Genomic DNA, 18800 nt, shown 5'->3' with positions numbered 1-18800 from the left:
AGAACAATTTTTTTGGCAATCAGTATCAATCTTCTGCCCGTAATAACCAAAAGCCGCTATAAGTCATCCCGGAATCATCTGGTTGCACTAACAAAAAATGCAATCCTCGGCTTTGCTGTTTCCGTTGTTGATATGTTTGGGCTGCTGTTGTCACTTCTGAATCTTCAAAAGTGGCAACAATCCACCTATCTACCAAGCCAGTTTCTAGTACCAAGCCATCTGGTGCGCCAGATATGTAGTTCAAAGCTACAGGGCGGGCTTGCTGCAACCACCGTGCTAGGCGCATCGATTGGCGTCCACCATAAATTACCACACCAGGGACGGGCACTGTTGACGCTAAACCCAAGTTGATGGGTTTCAAAAATTCTGGGATGTGCAAAATGGGAATGGGGCGATCGCTAAATCTGGTTTCCACATCACTAGCAGCCATCGCAAAACGCCATTTTTCTCCCCAGAGGTTTTCTGGTAATGGTGCTGGGGGTGGTTTATCCAGCGCTGAGGGATACTGCTTTTCCTGCAACCACTGCTTCAGTGCCAAAGTGTGGCGGGTAGGTTCGATATTTATACTTAAATTGCGTCCCGCCGCCTCAATTAAACTTAGAGACTGAGGACGAAACACCTGAATCACATCTGGCAATTTTTCACCAGCAGCCAATTCAAGTTGAGTCGCAACCCAATTAGAATTTGCTGCTGATTGGAGACAGGTGGCTTCATACTCAAAGCTGCGAGTTGCGTCACAAATCAACAACTCCCATAAAATTTGTCCAGATGCATCTTGTAAGGGACGACGATAAAAATCAGCCTGCCAAATTTTCATACGCTGGAAGTGGGAAGAGGTGGGGAGTGGAGTTCAAAAACTCATTCACGAGTATCAAAGACTCGTCAGCGAGTATAAAAGACTCATCGGCGAGTATAAAAGACTCATCGGCGAGTATAAAAGGCTCGTCAGCGAGTATAAAAGACTCGTCAGCGAGTATAAAAGACTCGTCAGCGAGTATCAAAGACTCATCGGCGAGTATCAAAGACTCATTCACGAGTATAAAAGACTCGTCAACGAGTATAAAAGACTCGTCGGCGAGTATAAAAGACTCATTCACGAGTATCAAAGACTCGTCAGCGAGTATAAAAGACTCATTCACGAGTATAAAAGACTCGTCAGCGAGTATCAAAGACTTATCCCCTATTCCCCATACCCAATTCAAAAAGCTTGAATCCACTCTTTGACAGAGTATTCAGTCCAGATGCCATTTTTCCAGTAGGGGTCATTTTCAATCAACTGGCGCACGGTGGTTTCGTCTTCAGCCTCGTAAATTCCAAAAACTTTCGTAACATCTTTGGTGGGGCCAATAGTAATCAACACACCGGATTCTTTCTGTTTTGCTAATCCGTCTAAATGAGCTTGACGGTGGGGGACGCGTTTTTCGAGAACGTCTTCGCAGTAACTTCCCCAGACTACATATTTGGGCATGATTCCTTGTAACTCCTACTGGTTAATAAGATATTGTGCCAAAAGCTTGAGTCAATCTCCTTCTAAGAGGATGTTTGAAAAGTCATGATTGATGTATCAAATATTTTTATCCCACCCTAACCATCCCCGATGTATTGGGAGGTAACTAAATTTTCCGGTTTCCCCCCTTGTAAAGGGGGGATTAAGGGGGGTAAGAATTTAATTAAAATCTAACTTCTCAGGTTAACGCCGAATTTTTCCACCAAAGCTTCACGGACTTTATTGTGTACTGGTTCAACTTCAGCCTCAGTGAGAGTGCGATCGCTAGCCCGATAAACTAAACGGAATGCTAAACTCCGCTGTCCTTGGGGGACATTTTCGCCACGATATTCATCAAATAATTCCACCGATTCGAGCAAATCTTTACCCGCTTTGGTAATTACTTTTTGAATTTCGCCAACTGAGATTTTCACGGGTGCGAAAAAGGCAATGTCGCGATCGCTAGCTGGATAAGTAGAATAAGGCTGGAATGTTGGCACGAGAACTTCATCTTCTCCTAGAGAATTTAAAAGCACATCTAGATCCAACTGGAAAACATAAACGGAATTTGGTAAACCTTTTTCTCGTCGCAATTGGGGATGGAGTTGCCCAAAAATACCCAGGCTGTTACCCTGAATCCACAAAGAAGCGGTACGTCCTGGATGTAAGCGATCGTCGCGGCGATCGGGTTGAAATTCTACCTGCAAGCCAAGTTGCCGAAATACACTTTCTAAAATGCCTTTGGCTTCAAACCAGGTGATGGGTTCTTCGCGTCCACTTTTTGACCATTTGCCAAGGGAAATATCCCCTCCCACAATCCCAGCAAGGGCTTCTGTTTCTTGCAAGCCGTCTTCTTCTCGCCAGAAAATTTGCCCGATTTCAAAGCCGTTCAGGGCACCATTACCTTGCTCTAAATTGTATTGAAAGGCGTCAATCAACCCAGATATCAAATCGTTTCGCAGCGCTGAATATTCGACAAATAACGGGTTTGACAATACTATCTGTCTATCTTCTCCTGGTTTGACTAAAGAATAGTGGATTAATTCTGTCAACCCTTCAGCCCGGAAAAAAGCTCGTAATTTGCGAATCAGTTCCTCATCTAAAGGCAGATAACCAGCTTCCGCTTTTTCTGGTAAAGTATCGCAGAATTTGTTATAGCCATAAAGACGGGCAATTTCTTCAATTAAATCAATTTCTCGCTCTAAGTCGCGGTAACGATAAGGTGGCACAGAAACTGACCATGTAGGTTGATGGGTGGTATCTTCTCCTGGAACATTGTCTGAAGGAGTCAACTGACATCCTAATGCAGTCAGGATGCGCTCAACATCTTGTTCTTGGAGTTCACCTGTATCCTCTCCCAACTCGATTGGCCCCAATATCTGATTAACTCTGTCTAAACGCAGTGCGATAGAACGACGCCAGGTAGAGGGTTCCGGGCGGGTGTCGGCAATTTCCTGCTGGACAAGAATTCCACTAGCTAATTCGCTAATTAAGGATAAGGCGCGGCGATTAGCTACTTCCAACTCAGCCCGGTTAACTCCCCGTTCATATCTGCCAGAAGCTTCACTTCTTAAGCCTGCACTCCGGGAAGAACGGCGAATTGCCACCGAATCAAATAAAGCTGCTTCTAAAATTAGACTTTGAGTCCCTAGATGGACTTCTGTTTCTTCTCCACCCATGACTCCCGCCAGTGCAACGGCTTTGTCGTTGGCGGTAATTAACAAATTTTGGGATGCTAGGGTGCGAGTTTGTCCATCCAGGGTTTTGAGGGATTCTCCATGATTGGCGAAGCGGACGCCGATGGTTAAATCGCCATCTGCAACAGATTGTAGGCGACTCAAGTCAAAGGCGTGCAGTGGTTGTCCCCATTCCAACAAAACGTAGTTAGTAATATCCACGACATTACTGATGGGACGGACTCCAGCAGCCCGCAAACGCTGTTGCAACCATTCGGGAGACGGAGCAATTTTTACCTGTTCAATTACCGTACCAATGTATGCAGGACAAGCTTGGGTATCAGCAATTTTTAAAGCTAAATTTCCGGGATTTTTGGGAATAGAGACTTCACCAGGTTCAGGAATGCTTAATTTTCCACCAGTTAAAGCTGCTACTTCTCTAGCTACGCCTACCATACTCAAAGCATCAGCACGATTCGCAGTTGCGGTAAGGTCTAAAATTACATCATCTAAACCCAACAACGGACGCACATCACTACCTAATGGTAAATTTCCCTGAGTGAAAATATGAATTCCGTCTACATCGGTGGGCAAACCGAGTTCCTTTAAGGAGCAAATCATCCCCTGAGATGGGACACCACGGAGTTTTGCAGGTTTAATTTTTAAGTCGATGTTGGGTAAGTAAGTACCCGTAGTTGCCACTGGCACATAAATATCTGCCTTCACATTGGCAGCACCACAGACAATATTTAAAGTCTCATCCGCACCGATATCTACTTGGCAAACACTTAATTTATCGGCGTTGGGGTGGGGTTGACGCTCAAGCACTTTCCCGATAACCACGCCATTTGCCCAAGTGCGGCGGTCTTCAATCTCTTCAACCTCAAACCCTGCCATTGTCAGGGTTTCAGCTAATTCTTCTGGACTAAGTTTTATCTCTACTAGTTCGCGCAGCCAATTTAGAGAAATACGCATGGAATGTGATTATTTTAGGAATCGTCTTTTGTTCTCATTTTAGGGTGCCTACTAGCGATCGATGGCTACTCATCGCGCAAGGCGTACCCTTTCACTTGAACAATCCTACTACGTTAGACTAGCAGAACAATCTCTGATGCTAATCTTTTCTTAGCATCTTGGCTTCTCTGAATGTGGAAGATATGTTTGAGCCAACTAGATACACTGTTTCTAAATTTTGGAAAGAAAGAAGTTAACAGCATCAGCGATCGCAAAACTTAAATCTTTAAAACTCGATAAAACCTCATAGGTAATATTTTGTCACTCCAAAAACTACAAAAATCAAGCTTTACTCTTTTTTGTAGTGTAATTGCATTCTATTGTAGTACTCAAAAGAGGTAAATTTGCTCTGTTTGAGCCGAAAAATTACTACCAAAACTACCTCTAAAGCATTCACCAGAAGGATTATCGGGCAATTTTGCTGAAATTTGCATAAACAATATCAAAACAATGGCCAATCCAATCTAAATTTTGTTCATTTTAAATGCAAATCTGATTTTCTATAGTTTTACTAAGTGTGGTACTTGCTGTTTTTATTCGTATTTCTTTTTTGAAGATGAAAGTCAAAAAATGCTTTCATTCATATCGTATATCTTCCTCTTGATAGAGGAATTTAAGTTTGAGTAATAGGAGTTTAATTCTAATGGCAACTTCTAACAATAGCAATCAGACTACTGGGTCACAAGGTAGCAGCAACAATTCAACTGGTAATGGCAATTTTTCTTTCAGTGATGGCAAATGGCAGTCCACCGATGGCAGCAGTTTAGATGGTGGCGGTAGCTCTGGTAGCGCTGCTAGTGATAGTAATATCTTCGCTTCCTTCATTGGTGGTGGCAACTCATCCACAATCAGTAAAGATGGAAAGTACGCCTACAATTACGAGCGACCACTTGACGAGCGGGCTTTAACTGATACTAATAATCCGTTCAATCAACTCATCGGAGTCCTTGGCGGTGATACCAGCGCATTAGGTGGTAGCAACCCCCTTGCTGGTGGTAGCACATCTGGTGGCGGTAGCAAGCCCCTTACTGGTGGTAGCACATCTGGTGGCGGTAGCAACCCCCTTACTGGTGGTAGTACCTCTAGTGCTAACAATACCGCCGCTAGCGGCAACCTCCCTGGTAACTTACCATTTGGCAGCACTCCTCCCTCCAAGGAGAGTGGTAGCAACCTACCTAAAACAGGCAACGGTCTACCTGTACCTTATAACAGCGACAACTGGATATTTGATATTCAAAACTTACATGGTGTAAATGCTACTAATAACAGTGGTCAAGGTAACGGCAACTGGTTATATGGTAGTAACAACACAACCGATGGTAATGGTAACTGGAATTTTGGTAGTAGCAACACAACCAACGGTAACGGTAACTGGAACTACGGTGATGGTGGCAAAACCAAAGGTAATGGCAACTGGGGCTTTGGTAACGATAACACAACAGATGGTAATGGTAACTGGAACTTAGGCAATAACAACGACATCTTTGGTAATGCCAATACACAGACTCATAGTAACAATGACATCTTTGGTAACGGCAACACTGCCAGTGTAAGTAACAGCAATCTCCTTGGAAATCGGATTGAAGCCAGTGGTGATGGCAAAACACTCGTTGGTAATGAAGGCTGGAATTTCTCTGTTAGTGGTAAACTGATATCGCTAGGTAGTACTACGCCCAATCAAGCTATCGGCACTGATGTCAGCAGTTTACTCAGCAGTCCTGACCTTATAACATCCGCCATATCAAATCCAGGCTACAACAACCCAAATTATAATTTCTCTGCCATATCCTAAAACTTTCTAGCAGACAGGAGCCAGTTTTTGCATCGGCAAGCCTGTCTATAGTGGCAATGGGCCTTTTGTCAACTTGAGTTGATTACATTTTGAATACAATACTTCTCCGTTAAGGTAAGGTACATTCCTGTTCAAACTCACGGACACTATAGCGGTTACCGCATGGGTAAGGTACAGAAAAAATAATTAACCGCAGATGAACACAGATACTCGCACACCTAACCCATGTACCTCATTAAAATGAGAATCCCTATATTCCCTTTTCACTCTACAAGAGATTTGAGCGCATGTAGTAATTGCTGTTTAGTAAAAGGCTTAGTTAAATAAACATCTGCACCTTGTCGCATTCCCCAAATTCGGTCAATTGGCTGATTCTTAGAACTACAAATAATAATTGGTACTTTTTCAGTCGCTGGATTTTTTTTGAGTTGACGACAGAATTCAAAACCGCTAATTTCTGGCATTACCACATCAGTAATAATCGCATCCAAACGATGAGTTATTGCCTTACTCATCCCATCTTTGGCATCATAAGCTTTAATTACCGTGTGTCCATTCTCTCTTAAAAAACTATTGATTAACTCCAACTGAGAAGGAGCATCTTCAACAACTAAAACTGTAGCCATATTGATTGATTCTCACTAGCTCAAATTTGTTATATTTTGTGGTTAATTTAAGTCAAATGCATGAAGACTGTTTTCAGCAATTCGGCGCGTGAAAACGGTTTAGTGAGATATCCAGATGCCCCTACCAGTTTCGCTTTTACTTTGTCTACAATTCCTTTATTCCCAGTGACAAAAATGATCGGAGTTTTTTGAAAACTTAAATTATTTCGTATAATCCGGCACAACTCATAACCATCGATTCCTACCATATTTAAATCCAGCAAAATTAAGTCCGGTTTGTGCCTTATAATTGACAAAATAGCTTTTAGTGGATCGTTAATAGTCACTACAGAAAAGTTTTCATTTTCTAAGAAATGGCTAATTTCTTTGAGAATTGTGGGGCTATCATCTACAGAAACGATTTTGTGGAATTTTTGTGCCGTTACAGTAGCAGCTGTTACTCTTTGGTAAGCAGGATTTATATTATTTGATATTGTTGGTTCCTGAAAGTTTTCTTCTGGAGGAGCAGAAGTCTGTGGTAATCGGTGAACAGGAGCTACATTCTCTTCAGAAATATCTGGGTATGGCTTGACGGTGGTATTTAGTTTTTCTTTGGTATCAACTAATGTAACTAATTTTGAGAAAAGCGTAGGCGTAGCCCGTCGTAGACATCGCTCTTCAAATATCTTTGGTAATTTATCAAATGGTGGATCAGGTTCATGCAATATAATCCTGCCCTGAAGTATGTAAGGGTATAAATTACGAGCCAGTTGGATTTCATCTTGATTCAAAATTACCGCCAGATGACACAGGCTAAAACCCTTCATCCAATTAATTAAATCTGGCTGGAGTGTTGGTAAATCTTTTTCATCAATTTTGCTGTTAATTAACAGATATGGACGTTGATATGGAGAAGAAATTTGGGGAACAAAAGTTTGCCAATTATGTAATCTTACTTGGCAACGTTCGAGAATTTTTTCTACATCTAGCCTGCAAATTTTTGGCATTATATTCAGTGGTTCTATTAATTCATAAGTACCTTCTTTGATTAGTGAAAATGATTCAATCACCTCTTTAACCAATTCTTGAATTAGCACTCCTGCTTGTGTAGAATGTAGATGTTGTTGACTAACAAGCCAGGATATAGCTTGATACTCAGGAGGGTGGTTTCTCAAATTGCTGTCATGTTCGATTAACTGACTGTGTGAGTCAGGTTCAAACATCAAACGTAATTGAACACGAACCTCAGTAGTCAGTAGTGGAATTTGGTGGCTGAGGCGACGCAAATGACGTTCTAATCGATCAAACGGTTCCACTGAATGGGTAGCGTAGGTTATTTTGCCTTGTTCTAAGTAAATCGACCAACTGACTGAATTACTCAATGCTTGTAAACAAGTAGTATCAGAGCAATTGGATAACTGTCTTAACAAACTTAAAGGACGTAGTTTAGTGAATGCACCGGAATTATTCATATTCTTTCAGTTTTTTGCGGAATCAACAACCGAACATTTGTAAATGGAAAATATCAGCTATGAAGTATTTTCTTCTTTGTAATTTTTCTCTATGCAAAAATTATTTGTTTTAAAATATGTAAATATATTAAAACAAATAATTTTTATAACTTTTTTGTTGTCTTTAGCACATTCTACTTAATTTATCTCAAAAAACTAGTAAGTGAGTATGAATAAAGGTAAACACATATCATAGCTAGACTATCAGTAAATGCTAGTTACTTCTAGATTTTACTCACTAGCGACAACTCTTGGCTGAAGACCTGAATAACGACGTTTATTTATACCCACTTACTGAAAGAAGCAAATTTGAATCCAAATTCAGGCAGCTACACTGGTATACTTCTAGAGTTAATGATCTTGATTGTGGTTAATCACTTTCCTATAAAAGAACAATTCTCCTATATAGAATCTTTAAAAACTTATTTAGGAAAGTTTAGGTATTTATTGTACTGTAGGTTTAAGGGATATAAATTTTTGGTAGATACATTACAACAGGTAATTCTGGGTTTTGATAAACTATTTTTTGCTAAACTAAGCTGTACTCAAGTTCTTCTTAAATATATAGTGAACTTCATGAAAATAATTTGTTTAATAAAGATTAGAGCATCTACCACTAAATATTATATTCTGTAGTCGTCTCGGCGACTGAAATTATATACTCTGAGAAAAGGGAAATAAAGCATTGGACTTTAACATAACACAAAAAGTTATGCATGATACATTAAGACTTGATGAAGTAGTAGAATTTGCTGAGAATCCAGAACCACGTTGTCCTTGTGTGCTATTGCTAGACACATCTGGCTCGATGCAAGGAGATCCGATTGAGGCTTTAAATCAGGGTTTACTAAGTTTAAAGGATGAATTAGTCAAAAATTCCTTAGCCGCAAGACGAGTGGAAGTGGCGATCGTAACTTTTGATAGTAATATCAATGTAGTACAAGACTTTGTGACTGCCGATCAATTCAATCCGCCGATTTTGACAGCCCAGGGCTTGACTACGATGGGTGCAGGAATTCATAAAGCTTTAGACATAATTCAAGAGCGTAAATCTCAGTATCGTGCCAATGGGATTGCTTACTATCGTCCTTGGGTATTTATGATTACCGATGGAGAACCCCAAGGCGAGTTAGAGCATGTGGTAGAGCAAGCAGCCCAGCGTCTACAGCGAGATGAAGAAAATAAGCGTGTAGCATTTTTTACAGTAGGTGTAGAAAATGCGAATATGACGCGTTTAAATCAAATAGCTGTGCGTACCCCGCTGAAACTCAAAGGATTAAATTTTATCGAGATGTTTGTCTGGCTATCAACTAGTATGTCATCTGTTTCTCATTCGCAGGTGGACGAACAGGTAGCATTACCGCCGATTGGTTGGGGGACTGTTTAATTAAAGATTGCAGCTTGATGTTTACACAGCTAGCTGTTGGAAAAAAATCTATGAATATATCAAAACAGATTGCTCAATGGCGAATTGTGGCTGCGTCTGTATGTGGTACAAGTCACTTAAAAAACAATCAGTTATGTCAGGATGCTCATCACTGGCAGATATTGTCAGATAATGTTTTAGTGGCGGCCGCAGCAGATGGCGCAGGTTCTGCTAGCCTTGGGAAAGTGGGAGCGATGGTTGCTGTGGAAACAGCAATCGAAAACATTTCCACTAAAGGACTCACCCGGAAAATTCTGACTGATGATGCCTATGTGCGATCGCTCTTAAATGATGCCATAATAGCCGCCAAAAAAGCCGTGGAGGATGAGGCGGCTACTTGTGACAAACAGCCTCAAGATTTAGCAACTACCTTAATTATGATGGTTGCCACACCAGAAGTTGTAGCTGTGGCACAGATAGGTGATGGTTTGGCAGTGGCAAAAGATCGGATGGGCAACCTCCTGGCACTTACCATGCCTGACAGTGGCGAATACATTAACGAAACCACTTTTTTAACTTCGCCTACTGCCTTAGATGCAGCGCAGATGAGAGTCTGGCGCACAGACATAGTAAATGTTGGCATCATCACCGACGGACTACAAATGCTGGCTTTGAATATGGTTGTTGGCGAACCTCACAAACCCTTCTTTTTTCCGTTGTTTGAATTTGTAGCCAATACTGACGATAAGACAGTAGCCAAGGAACAGTTGATAAAATTTTTACGCTCAGAGCGGATTACCCAACGCACTGATGATGATTTGACACTCATTATAGCTGCATTCAACGACTCATGAGCAATAAATCTACAGGTTTGACATCTTACAATAACTCCCGTTAGCGGTAATTTCATTATGCAGGTACTACGTTGTTCCCCTAGAAAAGAAATCCTCAGCCTCAATGTCAGTTTGGGGCGTGGCGGTGAAGCTTGTGTTTATGCAGTGCCATCTGATAACAACTTGGTGGCGAAGATTTACCATAAGCCAACGACTGCCCATGCTGCAAAACTCCAGGCGATGCTTGCCAACCCGCCAGAAAACCCTACGGCTAGTTTGGGGCATATCTCTATCGCTTGGCCAGAGGATTTATTACGGGCAGCAGATGGCAAAAATAGCATCGTGGGATTTTTGATGCCACGGATTCAAGGGATGCGTCCAATCATCGACTTTTACAACCCCAGAACCCGTCGCCAACACTGCCCCCTATTCAACTATCAGTACCTGCTCCGCACGGCTCGCAACTTGGCGGCAGCTTTTGCAGCTTTGCACGCTAGTGGATATTGCATTGGCGATGTGAATGAGTCAAATATCCTCGTCAGTGACACAGCACTGGTGACTTTGATAGACACAGACTCTTTCCAAGTACTCGACCCAAACAACAATGTTGTTTATCGCTGCCCAGTAGGTAAACCAGAGTTTACCCCACCAGAACTACAGAATAAAACTTTTGCCCAGCACGATCGCGAAATTTCTCACGACTTGTTTGGGCTATCGGTGCTGGTATTTCAACTTTTAATGGAAGGCACCCACCCATTTTCTGGGATTTTCCAAGGCGCTATTGAGCCACCATCCTACGAAGCCCGAATTGCATCGGGTCATTTTACTTACAGCCAAAAGCGGTACGTACCCTACCTTCCTACACCCATTGCACCCCCTTGGGAAATTCTCCATCCCAGCTTACAGGAACTATTTGTCCGTTGTTTTGAAGAGGGTCACAACAACCCACAGCTGCGCCCCAGTGCCCAGACTTGGCTCTCAGTAATAGCTGAAGCCGAAGATTCTCTGATTACCTGCACTACAAATCCCCAGCATCGCTACAACAACCATATGCGTAGCTGTCCGTGGTGTGAACGGACTGTGCGATTAGGCGGACGCGACCCCTTCCCATCACATCGGGCTATAGAAGCAAGAGAACATCTACAACCGCGAATCAAACCGAAAAAGCGCTACACTCAGACACCGTATTTGCCACAGCGAGCGACGGCACCGCACTTAGCTAATTCTTGGCAGCCAGTAATTACCCCAAGCGGTTCATCTTATAAACGTTCCAAGAAGTCAAAATTGTACCCGATTATTTTTTGCTTAATGGGTTTTGGTTTATTGGGATATGCGGACGTAATGATTAAATTTACTCAGCCGTTGGTTTCCCAAAATGCTTACACCCAACAAACATTGAATTCTCGCCAGACAAATAACAAACTTAGCTTCGCTGATTATTATCAGCAGGGTGACGCTGCTTACAAAGACCGAGACTATGAAAAAGCAATTGTCAACTTTAGCGAAGCAATTAAACAACAACCTACACATGCCAGAACTATTGTGAATCGTGGGAATGCCCGCTATAACATGAAAGACTACGAAGCAGCAGTTGTAGATTATAGCCAAGCTCTCAAAATCAACCCCAATCAAATCAAAGCTCTTGTGAATCGCGGTAATGCCCGCTTTATGCTTTCCGAATATAGCAACGATCCTGATCAAGAATATAATCTAGCGATCGCCGACTATAATCGGGCCATCGGCCTGGATAATAATGAAGTTGAAGCTTATATCAGACGGGGAATTGTCCGCACCCAAATGGCTAAATACAGCGGTGAATCTCAACAAGCTTACAAAAATGCGATCGCAGATTTTACTCAAGCGATAAAACTTAATGTATCCAAAGCAGAAGCTTACTTTCAGCGGGGTTTTGTCTATTATCAAATTGCCCAATATAGCAGCAATTATGAGCAAGAATATAATCTAGCGATCGCTGACTTTAACCAAGCACTAACTATTAGCCCCAGATTAGCAAAAGCATACCTCAAACGAGGTATGGTTCGTTATGAACTGGCACAATATGGCGGTAGTGAATCTACCAAAAACCAGACGAAAGCTATCGAAGATGTACGGATATCTGCCAAAATCTTTCTTGAGCAAGATGATATGGAAAATTATCAACAAGCACTCAATAATGTATGCGTAGTTGTGGAAAATCAATGTGACCCTTTATTCCAAGGCTCAAGTAATCTCCAAAAAACTAACTAAAAAAAAGTAATTTTTTTACTGGCATATTATTGGTTTTGATCAACTAAATCATATCATGTCAGGTAAACTACTTGTGATTTCTCAACAGGGGAGCATCCCACATGTGTAAAAACATAATTTTTCATTGCGTAAGGTACAGAACACACTCAACCAAAGCAATCGCTTTGTACAGATGAAGCGAATTGCAACATTTGGGCTAGCCTACCGATTCTGGGTTCGCAAAGCGTCTGGTAAAGTTGGAGTAGGCTTCATTCACAATTGACTTGTAATGATTTTGGTAAATTTGCTTGCATTGGGATGCTCCCCCTCTCAAGAGCAGCCCCTCTCTTAATAGCTACGGTGTACAAGTCAAATTACCCCCCTTAATCCCCCCTTAGAAAGGGGGGAAACAGGAATCTAGTTCCCTCCCCTTAGAAAGGAGAGGGTTAGGGTGGGGTAAAACTGACGTTAAAAACCAGGTAAATAAACTATTTCAGACTTGTGTATACACCGTAGCTCTTAATAGGGGAACTCGTAGCCCCTACGAAGTGGGGATTAGGGGAATAGAGCTTGTAGCTTTAGCTGTAGGCTTTTTAAGGTTATTTTATTATAAGTAATTCAACGGACATTATATCAAGCCTGACTAGGATTAGCGTAAGCTAACCCTAGTTATTTATTGGGTAACATTATTTATTTAATTCAGTAAGTTATTTTCACTTTTATAAGTATTCATAGAGCTTTTATATAGAAAAGATTTTATTTCATATCACCTTCATAATTTTGCCAAAAATTACAGTTAGATTATTGACGGAGAAAAAGAAATCAAAAACAAATTTTTCTCTATCTAAGTGCATCCTCTTCATGTCGAGAAAGTCAAATAATTTTGGATTTTAGATTTGTGTTAGTGAGTCTTGTCTGCAACACGCTACTCACGAACGAGCAGATGAGTAGATTTATTTTGCCCACTTTCAGAGTGGAGCATGTATCAAAAAACTCTTTTAATCAAAAATCCAAAATCTAAAATTGGCACGGCACGGTTAAATAATAATATTCCTACAAATCTCCGAGGTAATTGCATGAAAGCGGTGATTTTGGCTGGAGGGCTTGGTACACGCCTCAGTGAAGAAACTAGTATCAGACCCAAGCCGATGGTTGAGATTGGTGGTAAGCCAATTCTCTGGCACATAATGAAGACTTACTCCGCCCACGGTATTAATGACTTCATCATTTGTTGCGGTTACAAAGGTTACATAATTAAAGAGTATTTTGCTAACTACTTCTTACACATGTCAGATGTTACCTTTGACATGCGATTTAATCAGATGAACGTGCATTCTGGTTATGCTGAACCCTGGCGTGTTACCTTAGTAAATACGGGTGATAATACCATGACAGGCGGACGCTTAAAGCGGATTAGCGAACATCTTGGTAATGAGACTTTTTGCTTTACTTATGGTGATGGTGTAAGTAATATTAATATCACCGAGCTAGTTAACTTTCATAAAGAACAAAAGACCTTAGGAACACTCACAGCCGTTCAACCAGCAGGACGTTTTGGTGCCATTTCCTTAGGATATGAGCAAACTAAAATTACCAGCTTTCGGGAAAAACCTGAAGGTGATGGAGCTTGGATTAATGGTGGTTTTTTTGTGCTAGAACCAGAAGTAATTAACTTAATCACCGATGACTCTACGGTATGGGAGCAAGAGCCATTAGAAAAGCTAGCTGATATGGAACAGCTATCAGCTTTCAAACATAATGGTTTTTGGCAACCGATGGATACTTTACGTGATAAAAACTACCTAGAGGGGCTATGGAAGAACAGTCAAGCTCCTTGGAAGGTATGGTAAAGGAGAGTTATGAGTTATGAGTTTTAACTTCTAACTTCTAACTCCTCACTTTTTTGTAATTTAAAATGCGATAATACTAATGTATGATTTTGCGATTATAGGTGGGGGAATAGTTGGACTCTCGACAGCGTTGGCTTTAGGAAAACGCTATTCTAATGCGCGTATTTTAGTACTAGAAAAAGAGAGCCAATGGGCATTTCACCAAACAGGCAATAATAGCGGGGTGATTCATTCTGGTATTTACTATCAGCCAGGGAGTTTCAAAGCTAAATTTTGTCGTGACGGTTCTCGCTCAATGGTAAAATTCTGTCAAGAGCATGAAATTGAGCATGAAGTTTGTGGTAAAGTAATTGTTGCAACTGAAGAACAAGAGTTACCACGCCTAGAAAATCTCTACAAACGCGGCTTAGAAAATGGCATAGAAGTTAAGAGAATTAGCCCCGAAGAAGTTAGGGAAATTGAACCTCACGTAAAATGTGTAGGTGGACTTCGGGTATTCTCAACTGGTATTGTTAATTACAAGCAAGTTTGTTTGAAATACGTCGAGCTAATTCAACAGCAGGGTGGGGATTTACACCTCAACAGAAAAGTTCTGAAAATCTCCCCAAGTGGTAAAAATCAGGTACTGGAAACAAACAACGGTAGCTTTGAAACACGCTTTGTAATTAATTGTACTGGATTGCATAGCGATCGCACTGCCAAATTAGGTCAAGTTGAACCCCAAGCAAAAATCATCCCATTCCGGGGAGAATATTACGAACTCACACCAGAAAAACGCTATCTGGTCAAGACACTAATCTACCCAGTTCCCAATCCAGATTTCCCCTTCCTGGGTGTTCACTTTACCCGGATGATTGATGGTAGCGTCCATGCAGGGCCAAACGCGGTTCTATCGCTCAAACGCGAAGGTTACAAAAAAACCGACTTTGACCTGCGGGATTTTGTTGAGGTCATCACCTATCCTGGTTTCTGGAAGTTAGCAGCCAAACACGCTGATGAAGGCATCCAAGAAATCATTCGTTCGTTTAGCAAAGCAGCCTTTACCAGAAGTTTGCAAAAACTAATTCCCGAAGTCCAAGCAGAAGACTTAGTTCCCACCCACGCAGGAGTCCGCGCTCAAGCCTTAATGAACAATGGCAAGCTTGTAGACGACTTTTTGATCGTTTCCGGTCAAAACTCCATCCATGTTTGCAATGCTCCTTCTCCTGCGGCCACATCTTCTTTAGAAATCGGTAAAGCCCTTGTGGCAGAAATTCCCCAATTCTCGCATCTAGACAGTGTAGTAACTGCATAGATAGCATAGTTATTACTTCCGGAACTGCTGAATTAAGGGATGAATCTTGTATGGTGGGCATCTTTGCCTGGAAATACAAGGGACGGGCAAGATACCCATCCCACAATAAAAAAGTGTAGTGCATCAATTAAGAAATGCTATAGAGTGCTGCTAGCCAATGGGTAAGTCTGCAACAGGTTCTAGTAACTACGTAATGACTGTTAGCTTCATATATAGCGCTTCTGTGTTGAATCCAGTAACCTAACCCCCAACCCCTTCTCTACTAGCGTTGAGGAGTAAAATTCAAAGCCTCTCTCCTAAGAAGAGAGGTTTGGAGAGAGGTTATTGCATACAAAGGAAAAATATAGCGGTTCCCTTTTCGATGCAACACGCTGTAGGGCGTACATCTGTGCGCCCCTACTAAACGAAGAATTTAACTCATCAATATAAAGGCATTAACCACAATGAAAATATTAGTAACTGGAACAGAAGGCTATTTAGGTTCGTTATTACCACCTCTGTTAATTGAACGGGGACATGAAGTTATCGGTCTAGATACAGGTTTCTATAAAGTTGGTTGGCTGTACAACGCTAATGGGGTGACACCCAAAACCCTCAACAAAGATATCCGCAACATCAACCCTGAAGATTTAGAAGGTATCGAAGCAATAGTTCACATGGCGGAACTCTCCAACGACCCAGCCGGACAATTAGCACCCAATATTACCTACGAAATTAATCATGTAGGTTCAGTTCGTCTAGCTAGTCTGGCTAAAGCTATGGGTGTGCGTCGCTTTGTATATATGTCTTCGTGCAGTGTCTACGGTGTTGCTACCGCAGGTGATGTCACCGAAGAATCCCCAATTAATCCCCAAACAGCTTACGCAGAATGTAAAATTTTGGTAGAACGAGATGTCAGACCACTCGCTGATGATGACTTTTCTCCCACCTTTATGCGGAATGCCACTGCCTTTGGTGCTTCTCCCAGAATGCGCTTTGATATTGTTTTAAACAACTTAGCAGGCTTGGCATGGACTAGCAAAGAAATCAAAATGATTAGTGATGGTACACCTTGGCGTCCATTAGTCCACGCATTGGATATTTGCAAAGCAATAGTTTGCACCTTAGAAGCACCACGGGACATTGTACATAACCAAATTTTTAACGTGGGAGATACAACAAACAACTATCGCGTCAAAGAAATCGCTGAAATTATTGCTGATATTTTCCCAGATTGTAAATTGTCCTTCGGTGACAACGGCTCAGATAACCGCAGCTATCGGGTATCCTTCGAGAAAATCAACACAATTCTGCCCGGATTTAAGTGTGATTGGAATGCCCAACTTGGTGCCCAGCAGCTATTTGATTTGTTCAGTCAAATACATATGGCTGAAGATACTTTCTTATTTAGAGGATTTACCCGCTTAAAACAGCTAGAATATCTGATTCGTACTGAGCAAATTGACAAAGATTTCTTCTGGAATAAAAAGTAGCTAAAGTAGCCTAGCAGCAGCGAACAAATAATCTAAGCCTCCGAATCAAATATTGTTGATTCGGACTTATTTACCCTATCGAATTATTTGCAATTAGTGAGTTGAAGTTTATGGCGATCGCAAAATGTCGATTCAGTGGTCAACCTCTACACAAAACTTTTATTGATCTAGGAATGTCACCTTTAGCCAATGCTTATCTGACAGCAGAACAGCTAAATCATGCAGAAAAATTTTATCCTCTGCACGCTTATGTCTCTGAAGACACTCTTTTAGTCCAATTAGAACAATTTGAAACTCCAGATCAGATTTTCAGTGACTATGCTTACTTTTCTTCTTACTCAACCAGTTGGCTAAAACATGCCAAAGCTTATACCGAGATGATGGTAAAAAGGTTTGGTTTTAATCATCATAATCAAGTTATTGAAATTGCCAGCAACGACGGCTACTTACTGCAATATTTTTTAGAAAATGGAATCCCAGTTTTAGGAATAGAACCAGCCGCAAATATAGCCAAGGTTGCTGAAGCCAGAGGCATTCCTAGTATCAACAAGTTTTTTGGAGTTGAAACTGCTAAAGAACTTGTGATACAAGGAAAACTCGCTGACCTTTTGATAGGCAACAATGTTTTAGCTCATGTACCGGATCTAAATGATTTCATAGCTGGAATGAAACTCATCCTCAAACCCAATGGCATCTTGACGATGGAGTTTCCTCATATTTTGCGACTCATTCAACAAAATCAGTTTGATACTATTTATCACGAACATTTTTCTTATTTCTCACTCCTCACTGTCGAAAAAATTTTTTCAGCCCACAAATTGCAACTTTTTGATGTAGAGGAATTACCAACTCATGGCGGTTCTTTAAGAATTTATGCCAAACATAACCACGCTGATAATCACAACATTAGCGACCGAATAAGCCATCTCAAAGAGAAAGAAATTGCCGCCAGACTGGATCGCATAGAAACTTACATTACATTTGCTGAAAAAGTCAAAGAAACAAAGCACAAGCTATTAAATTTTCTCTTGACGGCTAAAGCAGAAGGTAAATCAATCGTGGGTTATGGCGCACCAGCTAAAGGTAACACCTTGCTTAATTATTGTGGAATTGCTAAAGATTTTATCGATTATACAGTAGATTGCAGTCCCTACAAACAAGGCTTATTTTTACCTGGGACTCATATTCCCATCTTCAAACCAGACAAAATCCGCGAAACTAAACCAGATTATGTCCTAATTTTACCTTGGAACCTCAAGGAGGAAATTATGGAACAAATGGCATTTATTGGCGAGTGGGGTGGACAGTTTGTTGTGCCGATTCCTGAAGTAAAAATTTATCCTTGTCCTATTCCGGATAGGCTTTTAATAGCATCGTAATTACTAATTATAAGCAACAAAGCTGCCTATTGTTACTGTTTTTATATTGTCGCTATGATAATGGGCAATATAGTTCAGTTAAAGCTTAATTCTCCTAACCATCCTTTTGAAGTAGGGAATTAAAAACCGTAACCAAAAGTGGGCAAAATCATCATTCTACAAGATTGGATAACTTATTTTTCGGGAATCAATAAAAAGTAATTAAAAGGTGTATCTACTATAAAATTTTGTGGTTTGGCGACAAAAATTAGACTGGAAAGCAGTTGATTAATTACTAATACCAATTATTTGTGAAA

General features: G+C 41.1%; 14 protein-coding genes. 8 read left to right on the top strand and 6 right to left on the bottom strand.

Annotated features, from left to right (window positions below):
• Positions 1 to 25: 25 nt before the first annotated feature.
• From V7K35_RS18140 to pheT, 4 genes are all read right to left on the bottom strand, one after another.
• Positions 26 to 817, bottom strand: coding sequence for a Tab2/Atab2 family RNA-binding protein (locus V7K35_RS18140; RefSeq protein WP_335080593.1), 792 nt, complete (start codon positions 815 to 817; stop codon positions 26 to 28).
• Positions 798 to 1202, bottom strand: a complete 405-nt coding sequence (locus V7K35_RS18135; protein ID WP_335080592.1) for a hypothetical protein — start codon at positions 1200 to 1202, stop codon at positions 798 to 800. Before V7K35_RS18135 ends, V7K35_RS18140 begins: the two co-directional genes overlap by 20 nt.
• On the bottom strand, positions 1199 to 1468 hold the full coding sequence (locus V7K35_RS18130; RefSeq protein ID WP_273765426.1) for a YciI family protein: 270 nt from the start codon (positions 1466 to 1468) through the stop codon (positions 1199 to 1201). Before V7K35_RS18130 ends, V7K35_RS18135 begins: the two co-directional genes overlap by 4 nt.
• A gap of 209 nt (positions 1469 to 1677) precedes the next feature.
• Positions 1678 to 4137 (bottom strand): phenylalanine--tRNA ligase subunit beta, encoded by a 2460-nt coding sequence (pheT, locus tag V7K35_RS18125; RefSeq protein ID WP_335080591.1) that lies wholly within the window; start codon positions 4135 to 4137, stop codon positions 1678 to 1680.
• 682 nt (positions 4138 to 4819) lie between these two features.
• Here pheT and V7K35_RS18120 point away from each other — a divergent pair.
• Positions 4820 to 5968 (top strand): hypothetical protein, encoded by a 1149-nt coding sequence (locus V7K35_RS18120; protein ID WP_335080590.1) that lies wholly within the window; start codon positions 4820 to 4822, stop codon positions 5966 to 5968.
• 263 nt (positions 5969 to 6231) lie between these two features.
• Here V7K35_RS18120 and V7K35_RS18115 read toward each other — a convergent pair whose 3' ends face one another.
• Together V7K35_RS18115 and V7K35_RS18110 are read right to left on the bottom strand one after the other, a co-directional pair.
• Positions 6232 to 6594, bottom strand: coding sequence for a response regulator transcription factor (locus V7K35_RS18115; RefSeq protein WP_334795935.1), 363 nt, complete (start codon positions 6592 to 6594; stop codon positions 6232 to 6234).
• A gap of 47 nt (positions 6595 to 6641) precedes the next feature.
• Positions 6642 to 8045, bottom strand: a complete 1404-nt coding sequence (locus tag V7K35_RS18110; protein ID WP_335080589.1) for a response regulator — start codon at positions 8043 to 8045, stop codon at positions 6642 to 6644.
• A 751-nt stretch (positions 8046 to 8796) separates the two neighbouring features.
• On the opposite strand from V7K35_RS18110, the gene V7K35_RS18105 reads away from it, so the two are divergent.
• The 7 genes from V7K35_RS18105 to V7K35_RS18075 all read left to right on the top strand — a co-directional run bounded on the left by V7K35_RS18105 (position 8797) and on the right by V7K35_RS18075 (position 18504).
• Positions 8797 to 9471: a vWA domain-containing protein gene (locus V7K35_RS18105; protein WP_273765413.1), complete on the top strand. Its 675-nt coding sequence runs from the start codon at positions 8797 to 8799 to the stop codon at positions 9469 to 9471.
• A 50-nt stretch (positions 9472 to 9521) separates the two neighbouring features.
• Positions 9522 to 10304, top strand: coding sequence for a PP2C family serine/threonine-protein phosphatase (locus V7K35_RS18100; RefSeq protein WP_335080588.1), 783 nt, complete (start codon positions 9522 to 9524; stop codon positions 10302 to 10304).
• 57 nt (positions 10305 to 10361) lie between these two features.
• The gene (locus tag V7K35_RS18095) at positions 10362 to 12530 is read left to right on the top strand and encodes a tetratricopeptide repeat protein (RefSeq protein ID WP_335080587.1); all 2169 of its coding nucleotides are present in this window, start codon (positions 10362 to 10364) and stop codon (positions 12528 to 12530) included.
• Between the two features lie 1055 nt (positions 12531 to 13585).
• Positions 13586 to 14359, top strand: coding sequence for a glucose-1-phosphate cytidylyltransferase (gene rfbF / locus V7K35_RS18090; RefSeq protein ID WP_334795957.1), 774 nt, complete (start codon positions 13586 to 13588; stop codon positions 14357 to 14359).
• Positions 14360 to 14438: 79 nt separating this feature from the next.
• Positions 14439 to 15653: an L-2-hydroxyglutarate oxidase gene (gene lhgO, locus V7K35_RS18085; RefSeq protein WP_335080586.1), complete on the top strand. Its 1215-nt coding sequence runs from the start codon at positions 14439 to 14441 to the stop codon at positions 15651 to 15653.
• A gap of 443 nt (positions 15654 to 16096) precedes the next feature.
• On the top strand, positions 16097 to 17125 hold the full coding sequence (locus tag V7K35_RS18080) for an NAD-dependent epimerase/dehydratase family protein (protein WP_335080585.1): 1029 nt from the start codon (positions 16097 to 16099) through the stop codon (positions 17123 to 17125).
• Between the two features lie 110 nt (positions 17126 to 17235).
• The gene (locus V7K35_RS18075; RefSeq protein ID WP_335080584.1) at positions 17236 to 18504 is read left to right on the top strand and encodes a class I SAM-dependent methyltransferase; all 1269 of its coding nucleotides are present in this window, start codon (positions 17236 to 17238) and stop codon (positions 18502 to 18504) included.
• Positions 18505 to 18800: the final 296 nt, after the last annotated feature.

Source organism: Nostoc sp., from assembly GCF_036917275.1.
GTDB lineage: Bacteria > Cyanobacteriota > Cyanobacteriia > Cyanobacteriales > Nostocaceae > Nostoc.
Note: the sequence above shows the minus strand (reverse complement) of the source record. Positions and strands in the feature narration are given on the sequence as shown.